Origin of the sequence: Gordonia sp. NPDC062954, assembly GCF_044543825.1 — a bacterium.
In the GTDB taxonomy this organism is placed as follows: Bacteria; Actinomycetota; Actinomycetes; order Mycobacteriales; family Mycobacteriaceae; genus Gordonia; species Gordonia tangerina.
Genome location: NZ_JBITWL010000003.1, coordinates 263,238 through 279,794, shown reverse-complemented (window position 1 = coordinate 279,794; position 16,557 = coordinate 263,238). Strand labels below are relative to the sequence as shown.

The window sequence follows — 16,557 nt, the reverse complement described above, 5'->3', positions numbered from 1 at the left end:
CCACCGGCACGGCGTGCGCGAGGATCACACGAAACGCCGCACGTCCTCGCCGCCGCCATGTGCCGGCCACCCCGGGCCACCGATGCTCGCGAACCTCACCCATGCGTCATGCATGTCGTCGGCGATACGTTGATCCGGCTCGGGTCCGACCAACGCATGGGCCGCGGCGAGATGGTCGAAGACGAACGGGATCTCCACCGCGTGGCCGGCCTGGATGTCGGCCTGCGGACTGCGGTAGCCGAACTCGTACAGGTACGTCGAACCCGTCGGCCGGGATTCGGCGATTTCCGTGGTCGGCGACGAGAAGGCCCGCGCGGTGAGCGCCTCGCTGAGCACATCACCGGCACTCGCCCCGGCAGCGAGCCGAGTGCGGAGATGGTCGAGGCCACCGGGCGCGCGACCCAGGACCGCTGCCGCGCCCTCCTCGGTGACGGCCTGCGCTCCGCCGGTCGCGACCATGAAGAAGCGGAATTCATCGGCATTCCAGCCCGCGAGCAACGGTATGTCGGCTCCGGCACCCGCGGCGATGGCCTGACGGGGAACCGCTGGGAGGACTTCGCCGTCCACGACCGGGAACTGTGACATGATCCCCATACCGACGTCGACGACCGTCGGCCCCCACACCTCCGGGTTCGGGTCGAGCATCAGTTCCAGCGCCACCGTCGATTGGGCGCGCAGCATGTCGTCGACGCCGATACGGCCCAAGGCCTCGACGGACGCATCGACGTCGAGGATCTCCGCGAGACGAGCAGTGACCTTGCGCGCGTCGGTCGGATCGGCCGCGGCAGAACCATTGCCGCTCTGCATGATCGCGCGCCGGAACAGACCGGTGGCCAGTGGCGAGGCCAGCAGTGACGCGATGCTCATCGCTCCGGCGGATTCGCCGAAGACCGTGACGTTGTCGGGATCCCCACCGAAGGCCGCGATGTTGTCACGCACCCACCCCAGCGCGGCGATCTGATCGAGCAGCCCACGATTGTCCGGCGCCCCCTCGATCGACGCGAAACCCGCTGCGCCGAGCCGATAGTTGATCCCGACACAGACGACGCCGTCACGAGCGAACGTGTCCCCGGCATACATCTCGATGCGATTGGAACCACGTGTGAAGGCGCCCCCGTGGATCCACACCATCACGGGCAGTCCTCCCGCGCTGGGGTCCGGGGTCCACACGTTGAGATTCAGGTAGTCATCGCCGAGCACGATGGCGTTGTCGAACAGTGCCGCGATCGGGGCTGGATAGGCGACCTGCGGGGCGGTCGGTCCGTACTCGGTGGCCGGTCGCACTCCCTCCCACGCAGCGGGAGGCGCCGGAGCAGCGAAGGCCGCCTCGCCTACGGGTGGTGCGGCGTAAGAGATTCCGAGATAGGCGAAGATCCCGTCGGCAGTCAGGCCGCGAACGCGGCCACTGGTTGTGTCCACCGCGGGAGCATCCACGCCAGCACGAGTCATACCGATCGACCGTACGCGACCGTGCCGGCTGTGGTGACTCATCCTCGGAAGCCGATCCCCGTGGTCGACGCAGGTCTACCGTGGGCTCCAAGGGTGAATGGAGGAGTGATGGCCGACCCGACCACTGCCGTGCGTGATGTCGAGCAACGCTACGACGAGGCGTGGCAGCGGGGTGACCTCGACGGCATCCTCGCGTGCCTCCATCCCGCCGCCGTGCTGGTGAGCCCGCGTGACGAGGTGGCCCGTGGGCACCGTGAGATCCGAGCCGTGTTGGGCCGACTACTCATCGGCGAGGCCGCCGGATCGTGTCACGAGAGCACCATCGACCGCGTCGAGTTCGTCACCGACGACGTCGCAGTTGTCGACGGCCGGGCGCGGGTGACGGGGGTTGCGCGCTCGCTCGGCGGCGAGGCAGCAGTTGTCGTGCACGGTTTCACCGACGTGCTCGTACGCAGCGACGAGCGGTGGGTCATCTCCCAGATCCGCGCCCATGGTCTGCATTCGCCCGAGCGGTGACGAGACTGCGTACCTGCCGGTCGATGGCGACTTCGGCCCTCTCACCCACCCAGGCTCAGGCGCGGTCCAACTGCGAGGTGAGGTGGTGGGTCATCGGCACACCGACCGCCGCCATCGCGAAGTCGGTGCGCAGGCTGTCGCCGTCGAGCCGATATCGACGTTCGGTTGCCTCCACCGATTTGGCCGTGGCCGTTGCGGTCACGACGCCGGACATCCTGAGTTCGACGACCCCGTCGATGACTTCCAGCGTGCCCGCGCACAGTTCGGTGTGCCCGGTCGGCTGTGCGAGGGTGAGTTCGACAACGCCGTCGGCCGGCACGCGCAGGAATCCGGATTCGGTGTGCAGCGGAACACCTGTCGCCGAGCGAGTGCGCTGGCGGTAGACCAGGAAGGGTTTGCCGATGTTCTCGACGGTGATCGTCTCGATGTAATCGAACGATTCGATCGTCGGATACTCACCGCTGCCCGGACCGGTCCAGGTGCCGACGAGAGAGGCGATAGGGGTCAGATTCGGGGCAAGATCCACCCTGCGAGGGTAATGCCGCACCGACGGCGAAACAGTGAGGCCCTCCCCGCAGAAAGCGGAAAGGGCCTCACTGGACTCCTGGTGGTCCCGGCTGGGATCGAACCAGCGACCTTCCCGGTGTGAACGGGACGCTCTTCCACTGAGCCACGGGACCGCGCGAGACGCCGTCGGCGCCTGTGCACGAGGCAGAAGATTACACGCTCACCACTCGCATCCCCAAATCGGCCCGTTGGGTGCGCCGAACATTCTCAAGCGGTCGGCGCCGCACATACGATTGGCCGCTCACAGCACTTTGACCAGGCGATTTGGCGAAGCGCGAGTACGTCGGATAGTGTTCCTCATCGCGTCGAGAGCAACAAAAGATCCACAAGATCGCTCCCGACCACGCGGATGTAGCGCAGCTGGTAGCGCATCACCTTGCCAAGGTGAGGGTCGCGGGTTCGAATCCCGTCATCCGCTCGAGGCGAGTCCTCTCGCATCTGGTGGTGTGGCCGAGTGGTGAGGCAACGGCCTGCAAAGCCGTGTACACGGGTTCGATTCCCGTCGCCACCTCCACACCAATTGCATATCCCGCGCGATTAGCTCAGTGGGAGAGCGCTTCCCTGACACGGAAGAGGTCACTGGTTCAATCCCAGTATCGCGCACCACGAAAAGCCCGCTGCCCCGCAGCGGGCTTTGTGCATCTGAAGGCTGGTGCGGCTCGAGCACCCCGGAAAGGCAACCGGGCCAAGGCCCTCGAGGATGTCGGACCCGACCTGGGGCCCGCCCCCTGACGCGCAAACCTTGAGTGGTTCAGCTCCCGATTCCCAAACCACCCGCGATCGTCGGCCACGCACGATGCAGGTCACGATTCCAGTAGCCCCACGAGTGCAGCCCCGGCCGGAAATCGTAGGTCGCGCTGACACCGGCTCTCTCGGCGCGCGCCTTGAAACCCAACGTGCACTGCAGGACGACACTTTCCAGGAGACCACCAACCGGCGACGCGAGGCCGGCGAGGCCCAGCGACGGGTCCGGCACGCCGTTGCCGCTGGAGATGTAGACGACCTTCCCTCGCAGGGCGGCCACATGAGCGGCAGGATCGTGGGCCGCCCACTCCGAGCCGCTCACCGGGCCCCACATGTTGTCCGGGTTGCCGCCGCGCGTTGCCACGGTCGCCGCGGTCGCCTGTCGGAACTCACTCGATCCCTGGTCGAGGCACCCGCTGAATGCGGCCACCGCCGTGTACAGGTCGGGATGGCGCACAGCGATCGACATGGCGCCGAGGGCGCCCATGGAGAGCCCACCGATGGCGTTCACGCCGTTACCCTGAAAACGCGAATCAATCAGTGGCGGCAACTCTTCGGTGAGAAACGTCTCCCACCGGTTGTTCCCGAGCACCGGGTCGGCCGTAGACCAGTCTGTGTAGTAGGAACCGGTACCGCCGATCGGCAGCACCACGTTGACCGCTTCGTCAGCCATGAACTCGGCGATATCGGTCTGGTAGGTCCAGCCGCTCTGGGTGTAATTGGTGTAGACGCCGCCGTCGATTCCGTCCAGGAGATACCAGGTCGGCCGCTCCCGGTCCCGCCGTTCGGGCACAAGAACCGACACGCGGATCGGTCGATCCATCGCCCGCGAATACACGGTCACCGTCGCGTGGTTAGGGGTCGTCATGGACATCGCGAGTATTCGAGACGGCCCGCGCGCATCGGGTACGGCCGCGGCGGGCCCGCCTGCCCATCCCCCCACGCCGATCATCAAACATGCTGCGACGACCAGAACGGCAGATCTCTGCCACATTGCTTGTCTCCCCCACAGAATCCCGACCACGGCCGGCCACCTCGCGGTCCCCACCGCCGAGATGATCAACGACAGTGAAACACGAATGCGTCGGCTCCGGGGGCAATACGGACATGCAGGCCCCACATGTCAACAGGGCCGACGATCATCCGAGTCAGTTGTCGGTCGCCAGACCCAGAGCGCCCAGGCACATCAGGTCGAGTGTGTCGAGCAGAGCGTCTTCGTCGGCGTCCTCCCCTTGGACGAGCCACAGGTAGAGCGTGTGGTCGACCATCGCCGCCATCGCGCGTGCCGCCATCACCGGATCCAGTGACGCCCGCACCCGACCCTGTTCCTGCCAGTGCGCGATGGCGCCGGCCGTCTTGTCGATCAGCGACGCACGATGCTCGTGGCGCAGGTGCCGGAACTCCTCGTTGAAGGTCGCCACCTGTTCGACGATGGCCATCATGCGAGCATGCCGCCGATACGCCTGGTAATAGGAACGATTGGTGGCGATGAGGCGCTCAGCTGGGGTCATTCCCGGAGCAGACGGTTCTTTGCGATGCACTTCGGTGAACAGCCGGGTGCTCAACTCCCGGAAGACGTCTTCCTTCGACACGAAGTATCGGTAAAAGGTCCCGTAGGAGACACCGGCCTCCTGAGCGATCAACTCCACTCGCGCATCGACGAATCCGATGCGCTCGAATACCCGCTGCGCACCGTCGAGCACGGCGTCGCGCGTGGCCCTGCCCCGCGGCGACAGAGCGTCGACCGGCGCCGGCACACCCGAGGTGCTTCCGGTGGACTTGTTGACAGCGAGCCTGGCCACGAACAAGACTCTTCAACAAGTTGACATGACAGTCAAGTCATGTCACGGGTCGCCGATCATCTCCGAAAGGACGCTCCACATGCCGACCAACCCCAACTTCGAACTCCGCGGCATCAACCACCTCGCGCTCGTCTGCGCCGATATGCGCAGGACCATCGACTTCTACTCCGGTGTCCTCGGCATGCCCCTGGTGAAGACCCTCGATCTGCCCGGCAACCTCGGACAGCATTTCTTTTTCGACTGCGGCGGCGGCAACACGGTGGCGTTCTTCTGGCTCGCCGACTCGCCGGACGCCGCCCCCGGTATCGCCGCCCCCAAAGGACGCCCCGATGAGGGCGAACTGGCCAGCGCCATCGGCTCGATGAACCACGTCGCCTTTGCCGTGCCGCCCGAGGACTTCGACGACTACCGCAGCCGTCTCGAGGCCGCCGGCGTCGCGGTCAGCCCCGTTCTCAACCACGACGACAGCGCCGCCGGCGTCTCCCGGCATGTACATCCGGGCACCTTCGTCCGCTCCTTCTACTTTCAGGACCCGGACGGAGTTCTGCTGGAGTTCGCTTGCTGGACGCGCGAATTCACCGACGCCGACGTCGCCCACGAACCGAAGACGGCAGCGGACCGCCGCGTCGCCACCCCCTCCTGAGCCCACCAGAACGCCCACCGAGAGGAACTCATGCCACGCCTGCCCGAGGTCCATCGCGCCGACGTCACCGACGACAAGATCCGGTACTTCTACGACCGCCTGTTCGGCCCCGACAAGGACCCCGCGACCGAGCACGGGACGATCCATGCGACCCCCGGTGATTGGTGGACGGTGTTCGCCAACTCCCCCGAGGTGTTCGGTCACGCAGTTCGCGGCTTTGCGCTCTACCGCAATGCGACACTCGATCCCCTGCTGCGCGAACTCGGTCAGGGCCGCGCGGGTTATGCGCGCGGCAGCCAGTTCGTGTTCTCCCAACACTGCAAGCAGATGCGGTCACTGGGTATGCCCGAGGAAAAGATCGCGGCGATCCCCGCGTGGCAGGTCAGCGATCTGTTCAGCCCCCTCGAACGTGCGGTGCTGGCCTACGCCGACGGTCTGGTGCTCGACGGTGGACGAGTCCCCGACGCGGTCTTCGCCGTGCTCACCGAGCACCTCCCGGCCAACCAGATCCTGGAACTGACCTACATCACCGCGCTGTACGACATGCACGCCACGATGGCCAAGGCACTGCGACTGGAGTTCGACGACGTCCCCGAACGCGTCGCAGAGGTCCGGATACCCGAGGGCGTCAAGGTCGCCGACCTCTCGGCGGATCTGTCCGGAGAGTAGCCGGGCCCGCCTCACCACCGGCGCGGCGTACGCTGCGCATGTGCGAGCGCCCACCGTGATCGAGATCGTCGACGACCCGCGCCACGCCGCGGAGATCGCCACGCTGGCGGCAGCCACCTTTCCGTTGGCCTGCCCGCCCCACTCGACGACCGCGGACATCGCCGAGCACATCCGTGAGCACCTGCAGCCGGCGAACTTCGACCATCACATCACCAGCGCCGACAGTGACGTCGTGGTGGCGCGCGACGGGATCGAGGGACCGGTCATCGGATACAGCCTGGTGCTGCACACCGCGCCGGTCCACCCAGATGTCGCGGCGGTGGTGACGCAACGGCCGGTCACCGAGATCTCCAAGATGTACGTGGCACCGGACCATCACGCCCGCGGACTCACCGAGGCGCCTTCGCACATGCTGATGCAGACCGCACTCGAGGTGTCACGCTCCCGAGGCAGCGTGCTGGCATGGCTTGGCGTCAATCAGGAAAACGAACGCGCACAACGCTTCTACACCAAAATGGGTTTCGCACGGGCCGGAGTCAAGACGTTCGATCTCAACGGCTCCGTCGAGCACGACTTCATCTTTGTTCAGCAGCTGTGAAATCCGCGACGGCCGGCGTCAGACTGCGCTCTCGGCGAACCGCGACAACGCCAACAACCGCGACGTCGCACGCAGGTACTTCTTCTTGTATCCACCGTTGAGCATCTCTTCGGTGAAGATCTCGTCGAGCTTGCTGCCAGAAACGGTGACCGGGATGTTGGCGTCGTAGAGACGGTCGGCGAGAACCACCATGCGCAGTGCCACCGACTGATCGCGTGCGGCGTGCACATCGCTGATGCAGACCAGCGAGACACCGTCGACGAGATCCTTGTACTTCGACGGATGCAGCGTGCTCAGGTGATCACACAACTCATCGAAGTCGTCGAGGGTGGCACCGACGGTCGACTCGGCGAGTTCGGCGAGTTCGGCATCCGAGCGTGGATCGGGTGCCGGCGGCAGATCACGATGCCGGTAGTCGGGGCCGTCCACCCGGATCGTCTCGAACACCGCGGACAACTTGCGGATCTCGCGCAGGAAGTCCTGGGCGGCGAATCGCCCCTCGCCGAGCTGTCCCGGCAGCGTGTTGGATGTCGCCGCGATGGAGACCCCGTTCGTCGTCAACTCGGTCAGCAATCGAGACACCAGCATGGTGTCACCCGGGTCGTCGAGTTCGAATTCGTCGATACAGAGCACCGTGTGCTGTGAGAGTCGTTCGACGGCGTTGACGAAACCGAGGGCTCCGACCACGTGGGTCACCTCGACGAAGGTCGCGAAGGCTTTCGGCTCCGGCATCGAGTGGTAGATCGAGGCCAGCAGATGGGTCTTGCCGACACCGAATCCGCCGTCGAGATAGAGCCCGACGCCCTGGCCGGTCTTCTTGCGGGAGAACAGGCCACCCTTACCGCCACGCACCTTGGCCGCCCGGGCCACGAAGTCGTGCCCCTTGGCGACCGCCTCGGCCTGTGAGGGCTCGGCCGGATCGGGGATATAGGAGTCGAAGCTGACCGAGTCGAACGTCGACGGGGGCACCATCTCGTCGATCAGCGCCTCGGGTGCAACCGTCGGATTGCGGTCGCAGAGTCGTGCGGTCATAAGGGGCAGCGTAACGACCTCGGCCATGATGGAGTCATGTTCGGTCTACAGAAAGCGACCCAGCTCACACCTGCCGATGACCAGGCCACAACCCTGCGGTGGCTCGCCGAGCAGTATGCCTACCCACCGCTTCCCTCCTCTCCGCCCTGCCTGCCCCGACCCTTCGTGCGAGCGAACATGGTCGGGTCCATCGACGGTGCGGTGACAGTGGACGGTCGCTCGGGCGGGCTCGGCGGACCCGGCGACAAGGCGGTGTTCCGTGTGCTGAGAGCACTCGCCGATGTCGTCGTGGTCGGCGCGAGCACCGCGGTCACCGAGGGCTACCGACAACCGTCGGCCGACGACGAGTTCACCGCTGACCGCACCGCGCGAGACCAGACGCCCGCACCCGCGCTGGCGTTGCTGTCGCGGTCGTTGTCGATCCCCGACGACTTCGCGCCCGTGGCTCAGCCGCAGACCCTGGTTCTGACCTGCGCGTCGGCTCCCGCGGACAGGCGCTCGGCCCTGACCGACATCGGCGCGACACTCATCGACTGCGGCGACGACACCGTCGACCCGCACGCCGTCCTCGATGTGTGTGCCGAGCGCGGTTGGGTCCGGGTGTTGACCGAGGGCGGGCCGTCGTTGCTCGGCTCGTTGGCGCAGGCAGATGCGCTCGACGAACTGTGTGTCACCACCGCCCCCGTCGTCGTCGGCGGCGATGCCGGCCGCATCGTCTCCCACCGTGACGCCCTACCGACTCGGCCGATGCGGCCGGTGTCGATCATCACCGACGACGACGGCTACGTCTTCACCCGATGGGCGCGCACACCCACCGAAGACACGTACGGGCACCGCACCGACACCGACTAGGCTCGCGGTCATGCGACGAGCACCCCGGCGGCGGACCCGCGGATCCGAACCGAGGCGCACGGCGATGCCGGCCATCGCTGCGGCGCTGGTGACCGTCCTCGGCCTCGGTGGGTGTGCGGTCGGCCCGGACACCGGACCTCAAGTGGTGCACGGCGGTGGGGGCGGCGGCGAGCAGCCGTCGTCATCGGCGGCACCGACGGGCCTTCCGCCGATTCAGGCGCCACGCAATGACCTCGACTGGACCGACTGCGCACCCCAGACCGCCACCCGGTGGGGTGTCGACCGGCCAGACGGTGTCACGGTGCAATGTGCGGATCTGACCGTCCCCGTCAACCCCTACCGACCCACCGGCGACACCCTCACGGTCGGCCTCACCCGGGCACAGGTGGCGGCCACGCCCGACGACGCGGTGCCCGTCGTGTTGACCTCGGGTTCGGACCTGCCGTCCTCACGGACGCTGCTGATGCTGGCCGCCGGTCCGGGCCGCGCCCTACTGGAACAGCATCCGGTGGTGGCAATCGACCGCCGTGGGGCACCGACCAGCGGCGAACTGGACTGTATGACCCGCGAGGAGCGGGCCGCGATACGCAGCAACGGCCTGGCCGGCGACGCCGACGCCACCCAGCAGCAACGGATCGACCGGCTGGCCGGGTCCGCCTCATCAGCCGCAGGTGGATGCACCGAGACCCTCGAACCGCATCAACTCGACTTCGGCGAGGCATTCGCCGCCGCCGACATCGAGGCCTTGCGTATCCGGTGGGGCGTCGACCAACTGGCGCTGGCCGGGGTCGGCGAAGGCTCCGACGTCGTCCTCGCCTACGCCGGGAACTTCTCGGGTCGCGCCGGACGCATCATCCTCGACACACCGACCCCGTTCGGCGCGAACGCCCGCGACCGCGCAGCCACCCGCGCTACCGGCGTACAGGCCGCCTTGCGGACCTTCGCCCAGCAGTGCAGCACCGCCGGCTCGTGCCCGCTCGGTGCCGACGGCACGGCCACCATCGCCGATGTCCTCGCCAAAGGCCGGGCCGGCCGGCTCAGCGGATTGTCCGACACGGAGGCATTGTCGGCGATCACCACGGCGGTGGCGCTGGCCCCCGACCGACCGGCCGCGACGACCGAGACCGCCGCGGCGATCGCGGCCGCCGATCGTGGCGACATCGGCGCGCTGACCACGCTGGCCGACCGCGCCGCCGCGCTGCGGCTCACCGACGGTCAGCTGGTCGCCCGCTGCAACGATGTGAGCGGGCCGGTGGGTCAGAACGAGATCCCGGGACTGATCGACGCCTGGAGCAAGCAGAACCCGCTCACCGGCGCCGACACTGCGCTGTCGCTGATGCGATGCAACGCGTGGGCGTCGTCGACGCCCGTGAACCCGCCGAGCGCGTTACCGGTCGACCCGCTGGTACTCGACGGTGCCAACGACCCCATCAACGGCGGTGGCGGCGCCCAGGCACTCGGTGGTCTGTTCATCAGGGCCGGCACCACGCCAACAACGGTGAGCTGGGGTGGTCTGGGATATTCGGTCCTCGCCCGTAGTGCCTGCGCAGCCGACATCGTGACGCAGTACCTCGGTGACGAACCACTCGGTGAACCCACCGACCGTGGTTGCCCGAGCTGACTGCGGCGACGCGGCCCGCAACGTCGCAGGGCATGCGGTTTCGGCGCGCTGCTCGTAGTACGGTTCGCGGGTGGCGATTCTCGACAGGTACCTCCATCCGCAGATGACCTTTGATCGGATCATCCCGATGGTGCTGTGGCCGATCTCCATCATGATGGTCTTCCAGCGGTCGGTGATCCTTGCCGTCAACGGTGACCGGACCGACGATTTCCGGCCCGTATATCAGGCCGCCCTGCAGTTCCTCAACGGTCAACCCGTCTACGCCGAGAACCTCGACACCGTCGACCCCCACTACCTGTATCCCCCGTCGGGCACGCTACTGATGGCCCCGATCGCGGTGATCGATCCGGAGCGCTCGCGCTGGCTGTTCATCGTGCTCAGCGTGCTCGCGCTGATCGCCTCAGCCTTTCTGCTGGCCAAACTCTTCGGATTCGCCGGACGCTCGTGGGTCGTGCCGCTGATCCTGTTCTTCTTCTTCAGTACCGAAACCGTGTCCCACACCCTGATCTTCACGAACTTCAACTCGTTCGTGCTGTTGGGGATGCTCGCCTTCATGCTGCTGATGATGCGGCGGCACGACTGGTGGGCGGGCCTCGCGATCGGCGTGACCGTCGCGGTCAAACCGGTGCTGATCCCGTTGCTGTTGCTGCCACTGCTCAACCGTCAATGGCGGGTGCTGGTGACCGGCATCGGAACGCCGGTGATCCTCAACATCATCGCGTGGCCGTTGATCGCCGACCCCAATTCCTTCGTCACCCGCACGGTGCCTTACCTCGGGGAGGCGCGGGACTACTACAACAGCTCGATCGCCGGCAACGGCGCGTACTTCGGGGTCGCCGACTGGCTGGTGCTGCTGCTGCGCATCGCGTTCGTCCTGATGGCGGCGTTCAGCCTGTGGTTCCTCTACCGCTACTACCGTCGCACCGATGAACTGCTGTGGCTGGCGACCTCCACCGGCGTCCTGCTGGTCACTGAATTCCTGGTCGGCGCGCTCGGCCAGGGCTACTACTCGATGCTGCTGTTCCCGCTGCTGATGACCGTCTTCCTGCCCGGTTCGACGATGCGCAACTGGCCGGCCTGGCTGGGCGTCTACGGGTGTATGACCTTCGACTCCTACTACTCCGACGAATGGGACGCCTTCGGCCGGATGCTGGAGTTCAACAAGGTCACCTGGGGCTGGTCACTGTTGATGATCGCGGTGTTCTGCTCGCTGCTGTTCCGCTACCTCGACATGCGACGCGACGGTGTCACGACCCTGTCGGCCGATGCCGGTTCCGGGGCGGTGGACCCCGCGCTGACCGCGCGCACCCGCGACGGTGGCGAGGGCGCCGACACAGTGGCTACCGTGGAGAAATGAGTTCGAACATCCCCGCCGAGTCCGCATCCGTGGATGCCGGTGAGATCACCGACGACCAGTGGCGGCAGCGACTGACCCCGGCCGAGTACCGGGTGCTGCGACAGGCCGGCACCGAAGCCCCCTTCACCGGCGAGTACACCGACACCAAGACCGTCGGTGTGTACCGCTGCCGGGCATGCGATGCCGAATTGTTCCGCAGCGAGCAGAAATTCGACTCACACTGCGGATGGCCGTCGTTCTTCTCCCCGCTGGCCGGCGACGCCATCATCGAGCGGGCCGACGACTCACTCGGCATGCGGCGTGTGGAGGTGCTGTGCGCCAACTGCGGCAGCCATCTGGGTCACGTCTTCTCCGGCGAGGGCTACAACACACCCACCGATCTGCGCTACTGCATCAACTCGATCAGCCTGAAACTCGAACCGGCCGAGGAGTGAGCGGGTTCGCCCTTCCGCAAGCTCCAGGGCCCCGCAGGGACCAGACTTCGTGACGCCCTTCCGCAAGCTCCAGGGCTCCTCAGGGACCAGGACAGGCTCTTCCGTTGTCCCGCGCTCCCTGACGAACCCGCGAAGAGGCGTCACGGAGGGCTCCTCCATCGACCCCGCCCGCTGATCGAGTAGCCGCCGAGCCCCTGGGCGAGGACGCGTATCGAGATCAGATCAGTGGGGTTTCGATACGCGTCGGGCTCGCAAGCTCGCACGCCGCTACTCAACCAGCAGGTGGGCGTCGGGCTCGCAAGCTCGCACGCCGCTTCTCAACCAGCGTCGTTACGGTGCACAGCCAGCAGCGCTCAGGGCAGCGCGTCGATCAGTGCGGTCGGCTCGACGCGCGGGCCGGTGAAGAACGGCGTCTCCTCGCGCACATGCATCCGTGCCTCGGTGGCGCGCAGATCGCGCATCAGGTCGACGATGCGGTGCAGCTCGGGCGCCTCGAAGGCGAGCAGCCACTCGTAGTCGCCGAGCGCGAACGACGAGACGGTGTTGGCACGGACATCCTTGTAGGCGCGTGCCGCCTTGCCGTGATCGGCCAGCATCTTGCGACGCTCCTCGTCCGGCAGCAGGTACCACTCGTAGGACCGCACGAACGGGTAGACGCAGATGTAGTTGCCGGGTTCCTCCCCCGCCAGGAACGCAGGGATGTGGCTTTTGTTGAACTCTGCGGGACGGTGCAAGGCGACGTTGCTCCACACGGCGTCGCAGGCCCGACCGAGGATCGTCTCACGACGGAAGCGTGCATAGGCGGCCTGGAGCGCTTCGACCTCTTCGGCGTGCCACCAGATCATGAAGTCGGCATCGGCACGCAGACCCGAGACGTCGTAGATGCCGCGGACCACCACCCCGGAGTCCTCCAGCGACTTGAGGAAGTCGGTGGCATCGGCCTTCGCCTGATCCCGATCGGCGCCCAGTTCGCCGGGCCGCACGGCGAACACCGAGAACATCAGGTAGCGGATGGTGGAATTGAGTTCGGCGTAGTCCAAACGGCTCATGCGTTCATGGTGCCACCGTGACCGCACGCACGATCAGTCAGGTCAGGTCGGCCAGATCCGCGAGCAGCGCAGACACCGCCCGACCGGCCTGGCCGATACAGGCGGGTACGCCCACCCCGGCATAGGCCGATCCGGCGAGCACGAGGCCGCGCGGACGAGCACGCGCCACGTCGGCCATGGCAGCCAGATGGCCAGGTGCGTACACCGGCAGTCCGTTAGTCCATCGCTGCACGTAGGTGGCCCGCACCCGTCCCGAGGGAGCCGGGACGCCCGCGGCCCGGCAGACTTCGTCCAGATCCTCGAGTGCCTCCGCGCGGATCCGGTCGTCGACACCCGCCTCAATGCAGTCGTCGGGGATCGGCGCCCGATACCGGCCAAACGAGGCCCGAACCGACACCGGTCCGTCGTCGTCGGCGAGATGCGCCCACTTGCGAGAGCTGAAGGTGAATGCCTTGGCACGCAGCGTGTCCCCTGTCGCCACGAGCACACCCGAGCGATCCGGCAACACGGTGCCCGGTTCCAGCGCGATCGACACCACCAGCGACGACGCGCGCGGGACGGCCTGCAGCGGCGCCGCCATCCGCGGCTCGGCGCGGCGCAGGAGATGCCCGGCCTGCCAGGCGGGCATCGCGAGCACCACTCCGTCATGGTGGACGTGGCGGTCGCCGTCGACCTCCAGATTCCAGCCACCGTCACCCGGCGCCAGATCGCGGACGTACGAACACATCTGCGGCGCGACCCCGGCCGCCTCGATCAGCGCATCGATGAGGACGGCATAGCCACCCACCAGGGTTCCGAACACCGGTCCGGTACCGGTCGCCTTCACCGTGAGATCCGTCACCGCGGTCGTCAGATTCGGCGCCCCTTGGTCGAGCGCCGCTGCCAGTGCCGGAAGCGCCTCGCGCACACCGATGTCGGTGGCCAGGCTCGAGTAGACCCCGCCCAACATCGGGTCGACGCTTCGCGCGACCACCGAGGGCCCGAACCGGTCGGCGACCAGGTCTCCCACCGATGGATCATCACCGACCCGCCAGCGCAGTCGCCGCGACGACTCGTCGGCCATCCACTCCACGTCGGCCGGATCCGCCAGTTCGGCCACCGCGTCCGGCGTGGCCGGTATCCCCATCAGCGCGGGCGTAGGCAGCGGGTGAAGGCGCCCGCCTGACCAGATCGCCGGTCGACGCGGCGTGGGTGCCACAACCCGGTCGCCCAGACCCAGTTCACCGACCAGGTCGACGGCTTCGGGCCGCCGGACGATGAACGCCTCGGCACCCACGTCGACCGCTCGCCCACCGACATCGAGGGTCCGCACCACACCACCCGGGATGGTGCCGGATTCGTAGACGTCGATGTGCACGTCGTCACCGAGTGCCTGCCGAACCCGGTAGGCCGCCGTAAGGCCGGAAATCCCGGCGCCGATGATCGCGATGCGGGCGGTCATGACGTCGCGTCGGGCATCAGAGGCTGTGGACGAGCTCGACCGCGCGGGTGATCACATCGGGGTCGGTACTCGGCAACACGCCGTGGCCCAGGTTGAAGATGTGTCCGGTCGCGCCCGCGCGCACCGCGCGGTCCCCGTCGGCGACGACTCTGCGGACCTCACGTTCCACCACGTCAGACCCCGCGAACATCAACGTCGGGTCGAGATTGCCCTGAACCGCCTTGCCCGGGCCGACGCGGCGTACCGCTTCGTCGAGCGGCACGCGCCAGTCGACGCCGATCACATCGGCCCCGGCATCGGCCATGGCTCCGAGCAACTCGCCAGTGCCCACTCCGAAGTGGATGCGCGGCACGTCGTGGTCGGCGACCTCGGCGAAGACGCGGGAACTGTGGGGGGCGACATAGGTCTGATAATCGGCGAGTGACAGCATGCCCGCCCACGAGTCGAACAGCTGCAGTGCGTCGATCCCGGCATCGAGTTGGACCCGCAGGAAGGTGATCGTGATGTCGGCCAGACGCCCCATCAGTGCGTGCCAGGTCTCCGGATCGCCGTGCATGAGTGCCTTGGTGCGCTCGTAGTGCCGGCTCGGACCACCTTCGATCAGGTACGAGGCCAACGTGAACGGCGCACCGGCGAAACCGATGAGGGCGGCCTTGTCCGGCAGTTCGTCGAGAATCAGCTCGATCGCATGCGCGATGGCACCCACCGAGTGCTCCTCGAGCCGCGGCAGATTCGCCACGTCTGCGGCGTCCCTCACCGGGTTGGCGATCACCGGTCCGGTACCGGCGACGATGTCGAGATCGATGCCGGCCGCCTTCAACGGCACCACGATATCGGAGAACAGGATGGCCGCATCCACATCGTGTCGACGGACCGGCTGCATGGTGATCTCGCAGACCAGTGCCGGGTCGAAGCAGGACTCCAGCATGCCGTGGTCGGCGCGGATGGCACGGTACTCCGGAAGCGATCGACCCGCCTGCCGCATGAACCACACCGGCCGACGTTCCGGGGAGGCGCCGCGGGCCGCGGCGACCAGTGGGAGATCGTGTGTGCGACGGGCGCGGGAACGTGTTGTCTCGGACATCGCCTCTACTCTGCCACGTCTCGGCGCGCCTCCTACCACCGTGGGGCCACCGGACCTACCGTCGAGGCGTGACCTCTTCGGGAGCTCCGACGGAGCCTGCTGACTTCCGCGCCGCGGTGTCGTCATTGCATGCCGCGCGGATCCGACCGGAAATCGAGGTCGGACCGATCCGTCCGCCACAACGTCTCGCCCCGTACAGCTACGCGGTCGGTGCCGAGGTACGTAGCGCCGGCGACGCCGACGACGTACCGGTGGATTCCACGGGTAGCTCGTTCGGGCGGCTGATCCTGCTCTATGACCCCGCCGGCCAGGAAGCCTGGAACGGGACCATGCGGATGGTCGCCTACGTGCAGGCCGAGGTGGAGGCCGCGCTGGCGATGGACCCGCTGCTGCCGGAGGTGGCATGGAGCTGGCTGTCCGACGCGCTCGGCGTTCCGACCGGTGAGACCTCCGGGCACGCGCCGGCGAGCGGGGTGGCGGTGACCGCACTCGGCGGCACGGTGACCTCCACCACCTCGGTTCGCTACGGCGACATCGCGGGACCGCCGCGCGCCCACCAACTCGAGCTGCGCGCCTCATGGACCGCGGGGGGTCTGGAACTGGCCGGACACCTCGAGGCGTTCTGCGAGGTGTTGTCGTCGGCCGCCGGTCTGCCACCCTCGGGTGTCACCGAACTGGGCCCGGCCTGATTCGGTGGCG

The 16,557-nt window shown here is 67.3% G+C and carries 17 protein-coding genes and 4 tRNA genes; 12 read left to right on the top strand and 9 right to left on the bottom strand.

The genetic code is table 11. The features are described 5' to 3' along the window. Window positions 1-24: 24 nt before the first annotated feature. On the bottom strand, window positions 25-1,449 hold the full coding sequence (locus ACIGKQ_RS05440) for a carboxylesterase/lipase family protein (protein WP_396572624.1): 1,425 nt from the start codon (window positions 1,447-1,449) through the stop codon (window positions 25-27). Between the two features lie 108 nt (window positions 1,450-1,557). On the opposite strand from ACIGKQ_RS05440, the gene ACIGKQ_RS05435 reads away from it, so the two are divergent. After that, window positions 1,558-1,965: a nuclear transport factor 2 family protein gene (locus ACIGKQ_RS05435; protein WP_266062620.1), complete on the top strand. Its 408-nt coding sequence runs from the start codon at window positions 1,558-1,560 to the stop codon at window positions 1,963-1,965. 55 nt (window positions 1,966-2,020) lie between these two features. On the opposite strand, the gene ACIGKQ_RS05430 is transcribed toward ACIGKQ_RS05435, so the two are convergent. Both ACIGKQ_RS05430 and ACIGKQ_RS05425 read right to left on the bottom strand, forming a co-directional pair. Next, window positions 2,021-2,491: an FABP family protein gene (locus tag ACIGKQ_RS05430; RefSeq protein ID WP_287015483.1), complete on the bottom strand. Its 471-nt coding sequence runs from the start codon at window positions 2,489-2,491 to the stop codon at window positions 2,021-2,023. A 79-nt stretch (window positions 2,492-2,570) separates the two neighbouring features. After that, window positions 2,571-2,645: transfer RNA gene (locus ACIGKQ_RS05425), tRNA-Val, on the bottom strand. 232 nt (window positions 2,646-2,877) lie between these two features. Here ACIGKQ_RS05425 and ACIGKQ_RS05420 point away from each other — a divergent pair. The 3 genes from ACIGKQ_RS05420 to ACIGKQ_RS05410 all read left to right on the top strand — a co-directional run bounded on the left by ACIGKQ_RS05420 (window position 2,878) and on the right by ACIGKQ_RS05410 (window position 3,138). Beyond that, a tRNA-Gly gene (locus ACIGKQ_RS05420) sits at window positions 2,878-2,950 on the top strand. A gap of 22 nt (window positions 2,951-2,972) precedes the next feature. Further along, window positions 2,973-3,046: transfer RNA gene (locus ACIGKQ_RS05415), tRNA-Cys, on the top strand. 17 nt (window positions 3,047-3,063) lie between these two features. Continuing rightward, a tRNA-Val gene (locus tag ACIGKQ_RS05410) sits at window positions 3,064-3,138 on the top strand. Window positions 3,139-3,283: 145 nt separating this feature from the next. On the opposite strand, the gene ACIGKQ_RS05405 is transcribed toward ACIGKQ_RS05410, so the two are convergent. Further along, a complete protein-coding gene (locus ACIGKQ_RS05405) occupies window positions 3,284-4,270 on the bottom strand; it encodes an alpha/beta hydrolase (RefSeq protein WP_396572622.1) in 987 nt (328 codons plus the stop codon). 154 nt (window positions 4,271-4,424) lie between these two features. Beyond that, window positions 4,425-5,078, bottom strand: coding sequence for a TetR/AcrR family transcriptional regulator (locus ACIGKQ_RS05400; RefSeq protein WP_235722126.1), 654 nt, complete (start codon window positions 5,076-5,078; stop codon window positions 4,425-4,427). Between the two features lie 79 nt (window positions 5,079-5,157). Here ACIGKQ_RS05400 and ACIGKQ_RS05395 point away from each other — a divergent pair, with 79 nt between their 5' ends. From ACIGKQ_RS05395 to ACIGKQ_RS05385, 3 genes are read left to right on the top strand one after another with little or no spacing between them, the layout of a single operon-like run. Further along, window positions 5,158-5,721, top strand: a complete 564-nt coding sequence (locus ACIGKQ_RS05395) for a VOC family protein (RefSeq protein ID WP_235722127.1) — start codon at window positions 5,158-5,160, stop codon at window positions 5,719-5,721. Between the two features lie 30 nt (window positions 5,722-5,751). Beyond that, window positions 5,752-6,390, top strand: a complete 639-nt coding sequence (locus ACIGKQ_RS05390; RefSeq protein WP_235722128.1) for a carboxymuconolactone decarboxylase family protein — start codon at window positions 5,752-5,754, stop codon at window positions 6,388-6,390. Between the two features lie 40 nt (window positions 6,391-6,430). Next, window positions 6,431-6,988, top strand: a complete 558-nt coding sequence (locus ACIGKQ_RS05385) for a GNAT family N-acetyltransferase (RefSeq protein WP_235722129.1) — start codon at window positions 6,431-6,433, stop codon at window positions 6,986-6,988. A gap of 18 nt (window positions 6,989-7,006) precedes the next feature. Here the strand turns inward: ACIGKQ_RS05385 and zapE are convergent, their stop codons facing one another. Then, entirely contained in the window at window positions 7,007-8,020 is a 1,014-nt protein-coding gene (zapE, locus tag ACIGKQ_RS05380) for a cell division protein ZapE (RefSeq protein ID WP_396572619.1), read from the bottom strand. 36 nt (window positions 8,021-8,056) lie between these two features. On the opposite strand from zapE, the gene ACIGKQ_RS05375 reads away from it, so the two are divergent. From ACIGKQ_RS05375 to msrB, 4 genes are all read left to right on the top strand, one after another. After that, window positions 8,057-8,872, top strand: coding sequence for a dihydrofolate reductase family protein (locus tag ACIGKQ_RS05375; RefSeq protein ID WP_287015481.1), 816 nt, complete (start codon window positions 8,057-8,059; stop codon window positions 8,870-8,872). Between the two features lie 10 nt (window positions 8,873-8,882). Further along, window positions 8,883-10,493, top strand: a complete 1,611-nt coding sequence (locus ACIGKQ_RS05370) for an alpha/beta hydrolase (RefSeq protein WP_396572617.1) — start codon at window positions 8,883-8,885, stop codon at window positions 10,491-10,493. A 70-nt stretch (window positions 10,494-10,563) separates the two neighbouring features. Next, entirely contained in the window at window positions 10,564-11,850 is a 1,287-nt protein-coding gene (locus tag ACIGKQ_RS05365) for a glycosyltransferase family 87 protein (RefSeq protein WP_328713344.1), read from the top strand. Beyond that, window positions 11,847-12,284, top strand: a complete 438-nt coding sequence (msrB, locus tag ACIGKQ_RS05360) for a peptide-methionine (R)-S-oxide reductase MsrB (protein ID WP_396572614.1) — start codon at window positions 11,847-11,849, stop codon at window positions 12,282-12,284. The genes ACIGKQ_RS05365 and msrB overlap by 4 nt, the downstream gene beginning before the upstream one ends. Window positions 12,285-12,637: 353 nt before the next feature. Here the strand turns inward: msrB and hemQ are convergent, their stop codons facing one another. From hemQ to hemE, 3 genes are read right to left on the bottom strand one after another with little or no spacing between them, the layout of a single operon-like run. Continuing rightward, window positions 12,638-13,333: a hydrogen peroxide-dependent heme synthase gene (gene hemQ / locus ACIGKQ_RS05355; RefSeq protein WP_235722134.1), complete on the bottom strand. Its 696-nt coding sequence runs from the start codon at window positions 13,331-13,333 to the stop codon at window positions 12,638-12,640. Between the two features lie 37 nt (window positions 13,334-13,370). Further along, entirely contained in the window at window positions 13,371-14,774 is a 1,404-nt protein-coding gene (gene hemG, locus ACIGKQ_RS05350) for a protoporphyrinogen oxidase (protein ID WP_396572612.1), read from the bottom strand. Window positions 14,775-14,790: 16 nt separating this feature from the next. Then, on the bottom strand, window positions 14,791-15,858 hold the full coding sequence (gene hemE, locus ACIGKQ_RS05345) for a uroporphyrinogen decarboxylase (RefSeq protein ID WP_396572610.1): 1,068 nt from the start codon (window positions 15,856-15,858) through the stop codon (window positions 14,791-14,793). Window positions 15,859-15,926: 68 nt separating this feature from the next. On the opposite strand from hemE, the gene ACIGKQ_RS05340 reads away from it, so the two are divergent. Next, window positions 15,927-16,547 (top strand): DUF3000 domain-containing protein, encoded by a 621-nt coding sequence (locus tag ACIGKQ_RS05340; protein ID WP_235722137.1) that lies wholly within the window; start codon window positions 15,927-15,929, stop codon window positions 16,545-16,547. The last annotated feature ends 10 nt before the right edge of the window (window positions 16,548-16,557 follow it).